Raw genomic sequence first — 11908 nt, forward strand, 5'->3', positions numbered from 1 at the left:
GTTTCTCCTGTAGCTTCCTCGCCTTATTATTTTATAGCCTATTGGCTATAATTCCAATCAGAACACATCTGTTTATCAGGCAAGCCTCTTTATCGTGACCCTCCTCCCAAATCTTCTACGTCCACAGGATCTTTATTTTGTAATCGATTACTTTTTTGTTTGAACTGTTTTGTAATCGATTACTTTTGAGGGTGAGGCTTATCATGGTGTCAACAACTGAAAGTAGTGGAAAGGCGATAGCACCGCACCGGCTGCTGGTGCCGCGTCTGTCGCTGATGATGTTTCTGCAGTTTTTTATCTGGGGAAGCTGGTCGGTCACGCTGGGTCTGGTGATGACCCAGCACAACATGTCGTTGCTGATTGGCGATGCGTTCTCCGCCGGGCCTATCGCCTCTATTCTGTCGCCGTTTGTGCTCGGCATGCTGGTGGATCGCTTCTTCGCTTCGCAAAAGGTGATGGCGGTGATGCATCTGGCCGGGGCGGCAATCCTCTGGTTCGTGCCGGGCGCGCTGATTGCGGAAAACGGTGCGCTGCTGATCGGCCTGCTGTTTGGTTACACGCTCTGCTATATGCCGACGCTGGCGCTGACCAACAATATCGCCTTTCACAGCCTGGCGAACGTGGATAAAACCTTCCCGGTGGTGCGCGTGTTTGGCACTATCGGCTGGATTGTGGCGGGCATTTTCATCGGCGTCACCGGCGTGGCGGCAAGCGTCACCATCTTCCAGGTGGCGGCAGTCAGCTCCGTGCTGCTGGCTCTCTACAGCCTGACGCTACCGCACACGCCTGCTCCCGCGAAAGGGCTGCCGGTGCAGGTTCGCGATCTCTTCTGCGCGGATGCCTTTGCGCTGCTTAAAACCCGCCACTTTTTCGTCTTTTCCGTCTGCGCGATGCTGATCTCCGTCCCGCTGGGGACCTACTACGCCTACACCGCTTCGTATCTGGCGGATGCGGGTATTGCGGATGTCAGTACCGCCATGTCGTTCGGGCAGATGTCTGAGATCGTCTTCATGCTGGTCATTCCGCTGCTGTTCCGCCGCCTGGGCGTGAAAATCATGTTGCTGATCGGCATGCTGGCGTGGTTTGTGCGCTACGCCATGTTTGCGCTGGGCGTGAGTGAAGAGGGGCGCATCCTGCTCTATCTCGGCATTCTGTTGCACGGCGTCTGCTACGATTTCTTCTTTGTCGTCGGCTTTATCTATACCGACCGGGTCGCAGGCGAAAAGGTCAAAGGTCAGGCGCAGAGCATGATCGTGATGTTCACCTACGGCATCGGCATGCTGCTTGGCTCGCAGATATCCGGCGCGCTCTATAACCGCCTGGTGGCCGGGCAGGCCGTTCCGCAGGCGTGGGTCACGTTCTGGTGGATCCCGGCGGTGGCTGCCGCGGCGATCGCGCTGATTTTCCTTCTCACGTTTAAGTATGACGATGACAAGGCGTAATGTTCTGGAGGTGGTATGAGAACGATTAAGGGACCGGGTATTTTTCTGTCGCAATTTATTGGTGTGAATGCACCGTTCAACACGCTCGACGGGCTGGCGGGCTGGGCGGCAGCGATGGGCTATAAGGCGGTGCAGATCCCCTGTAACCATCCGGCTATTTTTGATGTGCAGAAAGCGGCTGAAAGCCAGACCTATTGTGATGACATCACCGGCACGCTGTCGGAGCACGGGCTGGTGATCAGCGAGCTGTCGACCCATCTGGAAGGCCAGCTTGTGGCGGTAAACCCGGTGTACAGTGACGCGTTTGACCACTTCGCCCCTGCAGCCGTACGCGGCAATGACGCCGCCCGGCAGGCATGGGCCACAGAAAAACTGAAACAGGCCGCTGTGGCCTCGGCGAGATTAGGCCTGAAGGCGCACGCCACCTTCTCCGGCTCGCTGGCATGGCCGTTTTTCTACCCGTGGCCGCCGCACAATGAGCAGCGTTTTCAGGCGGCGTTCCAGGAACTGGCAACCCGCTGGCACCCGATTCTGGACGCCTTTGACGAGCAGGGCGTGAACGTCTGCTTTGAGCTGCATCCGGGGGAAGATCTGCATGATGGAGTGACCTTTGAGCGTTTTCTGGCGCTTGTTGATAACCACCCGCGCTGCAACATTCTCTACGACCCAAGCCATATGCTGCTCCAGCAGATGGACTACCTGACCTTTATCGACATCTACCATGCGCGTATTAAAGCGTTTCACGTGAAGGATGCCGAGTTTCGCCCCAACGGGCGCAGCGGCGTCTACGGTGGCTACCAGCCGTGGCTCAACCGGGCCGGGCGGTTCCGCTCACTGGGGGACGGGCAGATCGACTTCAAAGGCATCTTCAGCAAGTTGACCCAGTACGACTACGACGGCTGGGCGGTGCTGGAGTGGGAGTGCTGCCTGAAGGATGGTGATACCGGCGCGAGGGAAGGCAGCGAGTTTATCCGCCGCCACATCATTCCGGTCTCCGGGCGCGCGTTTGATGATTTTGCCGCAGGGGGTAACGATGATTAACGTCGGCATTATCGGCAGCGGGTTTATCGGCCCGGCGCATATCGAGGCGCTTCGGCGTCTCGGGTTTGTGCAGGTGGTGGCGCTCTGCGACGGTACGTTTGCCGAGGCGCAGGCAAAAGCGCGTCAGCTTAACGTGCCGCACGCCTTCGACAGCGTGGAGGCGTTGCTTGCACATCCGGATTTACACGTGGTGCACAACTGCACGCCAAACCATCTGCACGCGGAGATTAATCGCCAGATCCTGCGCGCGGGAAAACACGTCTTTTCCGAGAAGCCGCTGTGCATGACCCGGGACGAAGCGCGTGAGCTGGTAGCGCTGGCGGAGCAGGCACGGGTGGTCCACGGCGTCAGCTTTGTCTATCGCCAGTTTGCCATGGTGCGCCAGGCCGCAAGCATGATGAGGGCGGGTAGCATCGGGCGGATCTTCGCCGCGCACGGCAGCTATCTGCAGGACTGGATGCTGCTGGAAACGGACTACAACTGGCGGGTGGATGCGGCCCTGGGTGGTGCGTCGCGCGCGGTGGCGGATATCGGCTCGCACTGGTGCGACACGGTGCAGTTTGTTACCGGGCGGCGCATCATCGAGGTGATGGCCGATTTATCCATCGTCTGGCCGACGCGCAAGGCAAACGTGGCAGGCAATCACACCTTCACTCATGACGAAAACGCGCAGTATGAAGACAAGCGGGTCACCACCGAAGACGTTGGCTCAGTCCTGTTCCGCTTTGACGACGGCAGCAAAGGCTGCTTTAGCGTTTCGCAGGTGAGCGCCGGGCGCAAAAACCGTCTGACGTTTGAAATCAACGGCAGCGAACGATCGGTGGCATGGGATCAGGAGGTGCCGCAACAGCTGTGGATTGGCCACCGCGCACAGGCCAATCAGACGCTCAGTGACGATCCAGGTCTGATGAACCGCGATGTGGCCGATAGCGCTCACTTCCCCGGCGGGCACATCGAAGGCTGGCCCGATGCGTTTAAAAACATGATGGCGCAGTTTTACCGTGCCGTGCAGGCCGGCGTGATGCCCGAACGGCCCGAGTTTGCGACGTTCCACGACGGGGCGAACGTGATGTATATCATTGATGCCATTGTGAAAAGCCATCAGCAGCAGCGCTGGGTTCGTGTGCAAGCGTAACGCGTTGCCCGGTTCGCCGGGCAACGAATTTATGGTAGCCTGCATAAAACGTTAACCGCAGGAAGTGCCGTCGCTATGTCAATTCAGAAAATCGCTCAGCTTGCCGGAGTGTCCGTGGCAACGGTCTCGCGCGTGCTTAACAACAGCGATACCGTGAAGGCGAAAAACCGCGAGCGCGTCCTGCAGGCCATTAAAGAGAGCAATTACCAGCCCAACCTGCTGGCACGCCAGCTGCGCACCGCGCGCAGCTATATGATCCTGGTGATGGTCTCGAATATCGCCAACCCGTTCTGTGCCGAAGTGGTGAAGGGCATTGAAGAGGAAGCCGAGAAGAACGGCTACCGTATTTTGCTGTGCAATTCCGGGTCTGATATCGAACGCTCCCGCTCGGGGTTAAGCCTGCTGTCGGGCAAAATCGTCGACGGCATTATCACCATGGATGCCTTCTCAAAATTGCCTGAACTCGCCGCCCTGATCGGCTCCGCGCCGTGGGTGCAGTGCGCCGAATACGCCGATGCCGGAACGGTCTCCTGCGTGGGCATTAATGATGTGGATGCGTCACAGCATGCCATCAGCCAGCTTGCCGACGGCGGACGCAAACGTATCGCGATGATCAATCACGATCTCAGCTACAAATATGCCCGCCTGCGCGAACGCGGCTACAAAAGCGTGCTCCACCTGCGGGATCTGGATTATCAGGCGGTGGAATATGCCCGCGATCTCAGCTCCAGCGCGGGCATGGCGGCGATGCAAAATCTGCTGAAGGACAACCCGCCGGACGCGGTATTTGCCGTGTCCGATACCCTTGCGGCAGGGGCGCTGCGGGCCATACAGCAGGCGGGGCTGCGCGTGCCGGAGGATATCGCGGTGGTAGGGTTTGACGGTACGGAGCTGGCGGAGATGATCTCGCTGACCACCATTGAACAGCCTTCGCGGGATATCGGGCGCAAGGCAGTCGATCTGCTGTTGAATAAAATCGACAACCCGGATGCGCCCACGGAGAGGGTGATGCTGGACTGGCGCTTTATTTCCCGCGCCAGTACCTGATTATTGTGCGATGCCGCCCGCCAGGGAGCGAATATCGTTCCCGGTGGGGGACTGATGAATACGCAGACCAAATTCATCCACCACGGCAAAAATATGGTCGAAGATGTCAGCCTGAATCTCTTCATATTCCGCCCAGACCACCGTGTTGGTGAAGGCATATATTTCAATCGGCAGACCATTTGCGTCAGGCGCCAGCTGGCGCACCATCAGCGTCATATCTTTACGAATACGCGGGTGGTTACGCAGATATTCATTCAGGTAGGCGCGGAAGGTGCCGATATTGGTCATCTTGCGCAGGTTTAATACCGATTCCCCTTCACCGTTTTGCTGATTCCACAGGTTTATTTCCTCATGACGCGCGGCCAGATAAGGCTTCAGCAGTTTCGCCTGAATCAGCTTCTGCTGCTCCTGCTCGTCGAGGAAGTGAATGCTGGTGGTGTCGATATTCAGGCTGCGCTTAATGCGTCGCCCGCCGGAGGCAGACATGCCGCTCCAGTTGATGAACGCGTCGGAGACCAGCGCCCACGTCGGAATGGTGGTGATGGTGTTATCGAAGTTGCGGACTTTAACCGTGGTGAGACCAATGTCCGTCACCGTGCCGTTAGCGCCGTATTTCGGCATCTCCAGCCAGTCGCCGAGCTTGAGCATATCGTTAGCGGAGAGCTGAATACCGGCGACCAGCCCCAGAATGGGGTCTTTAAACACCAGCATGAGTACCGCCGCCATGGCCCCCAGGCCGCTTATCAGAATGGCGGGTGACTGGCCGATCAGCAGGGAGATAATTAAGATCCCCACCAGAATGGCGCTCACCAGCTTGATCCCCTGGAAGATCCCCTTCAGCGGCAGCTGTGAGGCGGTCGCCATTTTCTGCGACAGATTAAAAATCACGTCCAGCAGCGAGAAGAAAGAGAGCAGGGCATACACCATCACCCACAGCTTCGCGCAGGTGGTGAGCATTTCCGCTGCTTCGCTGCCTTTTTGCAGCCACAGTACCGCCTGAACGTTGACGATTATCCCCTGAAGGGTAAACGCCAGGCGGTGAAATAACTTGTTCTGCGTAATGATCTGCAACCATAAATGGCTGCTGGCCTGCGCGCGTTTCTCGAAAGCGCGGAGCACCACTTTGTGCAGAATAAAATGAACAATGATGGCGGTAAGAAAAATAATACCAAAGATAATCACTAACGAGGTGGTGTGATTAATTTCAATCCCTAACTCTTCAACCTGAGCAATTAATTCCTGCATAACGTCTCCTGTATTGATGCAGCCCCATAATGGCGGCTGCGGATCTATTATGCAAATTCGCGGCTTATTTGGTGGCGTGGCAGGTTTTCACCACCGGCAGGCACAGACGATGGCGCATACGTAACGTTGCCAGCCCCAGCAGGATCATCATGCCGGTTTCCACGGCGAGGAAGACGTTAATCGCCTGGGTGTAATCGCCGTGGTGGTTTTGCAGCGCGTGCAGCAGGATCGCACCAAAAATCGCCGGGCCAAGCCCCAGGGCGGCCTGCTGCAGCGTACTTAAAATCGCGCTGGCCGCCCCGGCATCGTCTGGCTGAATGTCGCGCATCCCGATGCGGTAGAAGCTGTTGACGATCAGCGCCTGCCCATAGCCAACCAGCCCGGTTGCCGGTGCCAGCGTCAGCGCCGTGTTGTCCATGCCCCAGAGACGGAAGGTGGCAATCAGCGCCAGCAGGCCGATAATCTGAATCGCCAGCCCGGTCAGCAGAATCGAGCTGGTGCTGTAGCGGGCAATCAGACGCGGGGCAAACCATGCCGATATAAAATAGGTCACCCCCAGGGCGATAAAACTGTTCCCCGACTGCCACGGTGCCATTCCCAGACCGGTTTGCATGGTCAGCGCCATACAGAACATAAACCCGGACCAGACGCTGAAAAAGAGCAGCGCAATCAGCACGCCAAAGCGGATGCTGCGAAGCTGCATCAGACGCGGCGGGATCAGCGGATGGGCATCCTCACGCTCTTTTTTACGGGCATTTAAGACCATCAGATACCCCAGCGGGATAATCGCCATCAGTGCGGCCTTCAGCGGCCAGGACCAGTGCCACTGAGGGCCGAGGGCCATCGGAAACAGCAGGCAGCAGAGAATGACGGCCAGCAGGACGGTGCCCGTCCAGTCAATGCGCGACGCGGTTTCGCGACGGGTTTCCGGCACATAGCGACGACTCAAGCCCAGAACCACCAGACAGATGGGCACGTTGATAAAGAAGGCGTTACGCCAGCCCAGCCCGGCGATATCCGCCGACACCAACCAGCCGCCGCCCATCTGCCCGACGATAAACGCAATGCCGCCGATACCGCCAAACAGGCTGATCGCTTTCGCATGGGCCGTGCCTTTTAGCGTCACGTGCAGCGTGGCGAGGATTTGCGGCACGATCAGCGCCGCTCCTGCGCCCTGAATGATGCGCGCGGCAAGCAGTTGCTCAATGGTTCCCGCCATTCCGCACAGCAGCGACGCCAGGCCAAAACTTGCCACGCCCCACATAAACAGACGACGGCGCCCGAGGTTATCCCCGAGCTTGCTGCCAAGGGCAAGGCAGACGGCGAAGGCCACGCCGTAGAGCGCGACAATCAGCTCCAGTTCGGTGGCGGTGGCGTGCAAGGAGTGGGTGATAGCGTCCAGCGCCACGTTGGTGATCGAGGTATCAATCAGCGGCAGCATCTGGCCGGTTAACAGCAATATCAGGCCTGCGCGACCCGGTGAAACAACTGACGTATTCATGGTAACTCCATTGCGTCATTCAACAGATGGTCGTAGCATCAACGATCTGATAAACGGGTACCAGTTCTTGCTTATACTGGTACTGGCACTACCATGCAGGGGGAGTTATGGCGCTGATGTCTGAACCTGTTGTCTCACTCAAGGACGACACGCGAAAACAGCTGGGGGCATTTTTACGCGCCCGGCGTGAGAGCCTTGATCCACAGCGTCTTGGATTGCCGCGCAGCGGCCGCCGCCGCACGCCGGGGCTGCGCCGTGAAGAGGTGGCTTTGCTGGCTGACGTGGGCGTGACCTGGTACACGTGGCTGGAGCAGGGCAGAGATGTTAATCCCTCCAGCACCGTGATGGCGGCAGTGGCAAAAGCGCTGCAATGCACCCCGACCGAGACGCGCCATCTGTTTGTGCTGGCCGGATTGCCGCCGGGTGAAGCGCCACAGGCGACGGGCTGCGAGGGGATCAGCGAGGGCACGCGTCGCCTGCTTGATACCCTCATGCCGAAACCCGCCAGCATCCAGAAACCCAACTTCGATATCGTGGCGTGGAACGACAGCTTCGGGCACTTAATGGGCGTCGATTTCAATGCGATCCCGCCGGAAGATCGCAACTGTATTTATCTTTTCCTCACCCATCCCGCATGGCGTGCGCGGCTTGGCAAGCGTGACGACGTGCTGCCGATCTTTGTCTCCTATTTCCGCGCGGCGATGGCCGAGCACCGGGGCGATCCGCTGTGGGAAGCGAAACTGGCGCGTTTCTTTGCTGTGTCTGAAGAATTTAAAACCCTGTGGCATCAGCGCAATGACGTGCGCGGGGTGGAGAACCAGCTCAAGCTGTTTACCCATCCTGAGCTGGGCGAGTTTACCCTGCAGCAGATGTACTGGTACTCTGCACCGCGTAATGGATCGCGGCTGCTGGTCTATCTGCCGGTGGATGACGCGGGGGAGAGGGCGATGGAATGGCTGGCGGAGCAGGCAAAATGAAGGTAACCCGAAAACAGGAGCGGCTTTTGCGCCGCGCGCTCAACGAGTGGCAGCAGGAAGGCACATTAAGCGCTGACGAACATCAGCGTCTGGCGGGCACCTTGACACGCGTCACCATGGATTGGCAGCGGCTCAGCCGCTATGCCTTCTGGACGGCGCTGGCCTGCGTGATTATTGCTATCGGCAGCCTGTTCTCCGACAGTGAACTGATGGCGCGCATTATTGCATTCTTCTCTTTCTCCTCCATCGCCCGCATCGGGCTGCCTGCGCTGGTTGCCGTGCTGTTTTATCTGTGGGGCTTCAGCCGACAGCGTCGGGAAACGCAGTGGCATTACAGCACTGAAGCCATGCTTTTTCTCGGCGTGCTCTTTACCGCCATCGCGCTCTGGCAACTCGGGGAGCGGCTGGATAACGGCAGCGGCCATATCGCACCGCTGTTCCTGGCGGGATGTGCGGTTTACGGGCTGGTGGGCTTCTTTGGTCGCTCCGGCCTGGTGTGGCTGTTTTTCCTGCTCTCACTCGGTAACTGGTTTGGTGCGGAGACGGGCTATATGTCCGGCTGGGGCGCCTACTGGCTGGGAATGAACTACCCGGTACGCTTTATCTTCTTCGGCGGTGCGCTGCTGGCACTGTGCTGGCTGTTGCGCGGAAGGCTGCAGGCGCGCCATCTATACACGACCAGCAAAGCGATGGGGCTCACGTATCTGTTTGTCGCCCTGTGGATCATGTCGATTTTCGGCAACTACGATATCGATAACTGGTATGGCGTTACGCAGGCTTCGCTGCTGCCGTGGGCGCTGCTGTTCGCCGTGGCGGCGGTGCTATGCATTTACATCAGCCTTAAAACCGACGACGGCATGCTGCGCGGTTTTGGCCTGACCTTCCTCGCCATTAACCTCTACACCCGCTACTTCGAATACTTCTGGGACGGCATGAATAAAGTGGTGTTCTTCCTGCTCCTCGCGGCGTCGCTGGCGGTGATTGGGCGCTATGCAGAACGAATCTGGCACGCGGGTAACCCGGCCAGGTAAGTTTTTTGCGAGAAGGATTCAGGGAATCGACGTGGACTCGGTTGATCCTGGCGCAAACGTGTAAGGTAAATCACGAAAGGTGAGATTAGCCTTTAATGCAAATTGCCTTATATGTTAATGTCGTCATAAACTGCGTACTCATCCAACGGCATTGAGTGAGCCTGATAACAAGCCATTGCCACATGGCTTGTTTGAAATAAGAACAGTTGGGTTGCTCCATAGTCGGGGAATTATGTCTACTAACAGGAGATGTTAGATGAGCAAGAAGATTATTAACTGGGACGAATTAAGAGCAGAGTTATTAAGTGATTCAAAGGTACAAGCATCTTTTGATGCGGAAGAGCGTAAAGCGCGTCTGCGTGACATGCTGGCGCAATGGCGAAACCAGGCCGGACTGACGCGTGCGCAGGTGGCTGAAAGGATGGGGGTTAGCGCGCCAACGGTTTCCCGAATGGAAGCAAATATCACACGTGCCAGTCTGGATACCTTAACGCGTTATGCGTTGGTGTGTGGGGTAAAGCATCCGCAGATCACGCTTTATTAATAGCTGGCACGCCGGGATCCAGCGTGCCAGTACTGATTAGCACTCAGTCACAATCGTGCTCAGCGGCAGGCGAGATTTTGGCAGCGTGGCGTTGAAATCTTCCACGCTGTGATGCCCAACCGGCACCACCACCAGGCTGGTGAAACCTTTCTCTTTCAGGCCGAACTCTTCGTCGAGGATCGCGGCGTCGAAGCCTTCAATCGGTACCGCATCCAGGCCCAGCGCAGCCACGCCCAGCAGGAAGTTACCCACGTTCAGATAAACCTGTTTCGCCATCCACTGGTCGTCATCTTTCAGATCCACACGGTGCATGTCAGCGAAGTAGGTACGACCTTTATGGTTCGCCGCTTTGGCTTCTGGCGTGTTGAAACGGCCATCGGCCTCTTCCTGATCCACCACGCGTTCCAGCCAGGCATCGTCCATCGCGGTTTTTGCGCAGAACACCACCACGTGAGAAGCGTCCAGCATTTTGCGCTCGTTGAAGACGTAAGTGCCTGCGGCAGATTTCGCCACGCGAGCTTTACCTTCCTCGGTGCTGGCGACAATAAAGTGCCACGGCTGAGAGTTGGTGCTGGACGGGCTGTATTGCAGCAGGGTTTTGATCTTTTCCGCTTCGTCTGCGGTCAGTTTTTTAGCGGGGTCGAACGCCTTGGTGGAGTGGCGTTTCAGGGCGACAGAAATAATATCCATAACAACTCCTGGTAATGAAATTCGCCCGCACGCGGGCGCGAAAGGAGAGCAGATTACAGCGAGACGCGGAAAAAGATAAGTGCGATTCGAGCGCTTATACTGTTCGTCTCAGACGAACAATCAAACCGGTCTGATCCACTTCTGGTCTTTTTTCGGCAGCTTATCCACCACCAGATTCCACGAGTCATTGATGAGATCGGTCACCAGCTCTGGCGTAACGTCGTCGGTACCGTAGAGGGAAATCCAGTGTTTTTTATTGAGGTGATAGCCCGGTTCCACCCCGCGATAAATCTGCTGGTTTAACAGCGATTTTTCCGGGTCTGACTTCAGGCTGACGTGGGGCCGTCCATGTACGGTGCCCATCAGCATAAAAATTTTTCCGCCTATCTTAAACACATCGTATTCCGGTCCAAACGGCCAGCAGTGTTCGGTGAAAGGCAGCTCCAGCGCCACGCGTTTGGCGTGCTCCTGCAGGGATTTACTGTCCATCGCTCTCTTCCTGGGCAAGCCCGCGCCACATAACCTCAAACCCGAGCGCTTTAAAATCGACGGCGCGAGAAGGATCGCGGGTGGCAAATTCCATTGTGGATTCGGCAAGCGATAAGAAAAGCGCATCGCCAAAGGTTTTAAACTCATCGGACATAAACACCTGGCGCACCGAGCGGCGGCAGAGTTCATGCAGCTCCGGGAACATCTCTTTCACCGCCAGTTCCGTTTCGGCGCTCAGCTTTTCACTCACGCCTATCTGGCGGATTGCCGCATGCGCAACGGGGTTACGAATCCCCCAGTCCACATAGCTGTTCCAGATGTTTCGCGTATGCTCTTTCGGTGTGGTAAGGCTGCGGTCCAGATTAGAGAGCATTGACTGACAGAGGTCCTGCTTGAGGTGCAGGTAGAGGGCATTCAGCAGATCGTCTTTGGTAGCAAAGTAGCGGAACAGGGTACCTTCGGCGACGCCCGCTTTACGGGCAATTAACGCCGTTGAGGCGGCAATACCTGACTGCGCAAATGCCGCGGTTGCGGCGTCCAGTAAGGCCTGTTTTTTATCTTCACTCTTCGGACGTGCCACTAAATTTTTCCTCCTGTCAATTGTAAAAACCCTGATTGAAACACGTGCTTTGACCCGCTGCAACGCGGAATGTCAAAGATCGAAAACGTCTTGACGACTTTATCATCATATCTATAATGAGTGCTTACTCACTCATAATCAAGTTCAGCCCGCGCAAACCATCGGATGGGGCGCGTTTTCGGGTCA

At 57.1% G+C, this 11908-nt stretch carries 12 protein-coding genes; 7 read left to right on the forward strand and 5 right to left on the reverse strand.

Going from position 1 to position 11908, the window contains the following annotated elements; translation table 11 throughout:
* Positions 1-203: 203 nt before the first annotated feature.
* The 4 genes from VF709_RS07825 to VF709_RS07840 all read left to right on the forward strand — a co-directional run bounded on the left by VF709_RS07825 (position 204) and on the right by VF709_RS07840 (position 4665).
* Complete coding sequence (locus VF709_RS07825; RefSeq protein ID WP_058651677.1) at positions 204-1442, forward strand: MFS transporter; 1239 nt, start codon at positions 204-206, stop codon at positions 1440-1442.
* 15 nt (positions 1443-1457) lie between these two features.
* Positions 1458-2483, forward strand: a complete 1026-nt coding sequence (locus VF709_RS07830; protein ID WP_130626548.1) for a sugar phosphate isomerase/epimerase family protein — start codon at positions 1458-1460, stop codon at positions 2481-2483.
* Positions 2476-3618: a Gfo/Idh/MocA family protein gene (locus tag VF709_RS07835; RefSeq protein ID WP_095452959.1), complete on the forward strand. Its 1143-nt coding sequence runs from the start codon at positions 2476-2478 to the stop codon at positions 3616-3618. Before VF709_RS07830 ends, VF709_RS07835 begins: the two co-directional genes overlap by 8 nt.
* A gap of 75 nt (positions 3619-3693) precedes the next feature.
* Positions 3694-4665 (forward strand): LacI family DNA-binding transcriptional regulator, encoded by a 972-nt coding sequence (locus tag VF709_RS07840; protein WP_023620419.1) that lies wholly within the window; start codon positions 3694-3696, stop codon positions 4663-4665.
* Here VF709_RS07840 and VF709_RS07845 read toward each other — a convergent pair whose 3' ends face one another.
* Positions 4666-5910: a mechanosensitive ion channel family protein gene (locus tag VF709_RS07845; protein ID WP_020689363.1), complete on the reverse strand. Its 1245-nt coding sequence runs from the start codon at positions 5908-5910 to the stop codon at positions 4666-4668.
* 64 nt (positions 5911-5974) lie between these two features.
* Complete coding sequence (locus tag VF709_RS07850; protein ID WP_149896834.1) at positions 5975-7411, reverse strand: MFS transporter; 1437 nt, start codon at positions 7409-7411, stop codon at positions 5975-5977.
* A gap of 107 nt (positions 7412-7518) precedes the next feature.
* Here VF709_RS07850 and VF709_RS07855 point away from each other — a divergent pair, with 107 nt between their 5' ends.
* From VF709_RS07855 to VF709_RS07865, 3 genes are all read left to right on the forward strand, one after another.
* Positions 7519-8388, forward strand: coding sequence for a helix-turn-helix transcriptional regulator (locus VF709_RS07855; RefSeq protein WP_013097685.1), 870 nt, complete (start codon positions 7519-7521; stop codon positions 8386-8388).
* Positions 8385-9419 carry a hypothetical protein gene (locus VF709_RS07860; protein ID WP_044158814.1) on the forward strand — a complete coding sequence of 345 codons (1035 nt, stop codon included), beginning with the start codon at positions 8385-8387 and terminating at the stop codon, positions 9417-9419. Before VF709_RS07855 ends, VF709_RS07860 begins: the two co-directional genes overlap by 4 nt.
* 256 nt (positions 9420-9675) lie before the next feature.
* Positions 9676-9963 carry a helix-turn-helix domain-containing protein gene (locus VF709_RS07865; protein ID WP_149896835.1) on the forward strand — a complete coding sequence of 96 codons (288 nt, stop codon included), beginning with the start codon at positions 9676-9678 and terminating at the stop codon, positions 9961-9963.
* A 36-nt stretch (positions 9964-9999) separates the two neighbouring features.
* Here VF709_RS07865 and nfsB read toward each other — a convergent pair whose 3' ends face one another.
* From nfsB to VF709_RS07880, 3 genes are all read right to left on the reverse strand, one after another.
* On the reverse strand, positions 10000-10653 hold the full coding sequence (gene nfsB / locus VF709_RS07870; protein ID WP_013097682.1) for an oxygen-insensitive NAD(P)H nitroreductase: 654 nt from the start codon (positions 10651-10653) through the stop codon (positions 10000-10002).
* A 120-nt stretch (positions 10654-10773) separates the two neighbouring features.
* Positions 10774-11142, reverse strand: a complete 369-nt coding sequence (locus VF709_RS07875; RefSeq protein WP_013097681.1) for an MmcQ/YjbR family DNA-binding protein — start codon at positions 11140-11142, stop codon at positions 10774-10776.
* Positions 11132-11722 carry a TetR/AcrR family transcriptional regulator gene (locus VF709_RS07880; RefSeq protein WP_013097680.1) on the reverse strand — a complete coding sequence of 197 codons (591 nt, stop codon included), beginning with the start codon at positions 11720-11722 and terminating at the stop codon, positions 11132-11134. Before VF709_RS07880 ends, VF709_RS07875 begins: the two co-directional genes overlap by 11 nt.
* Between the last annotated feature and the right edge of the window lie 186 nt (positions 11723-11908).

The sequence above is a fragment of the Enterobacter sp. Lyrl_3 genome, assembly GCF_051948675.1.
GTDB classification, from domain to species: Bacteria; Pseudomonadota; Gammaproteobacteria; order Enterobacterales; family Enterobacteriaceae; genus Enterobacter; species Enterobacter cloacae.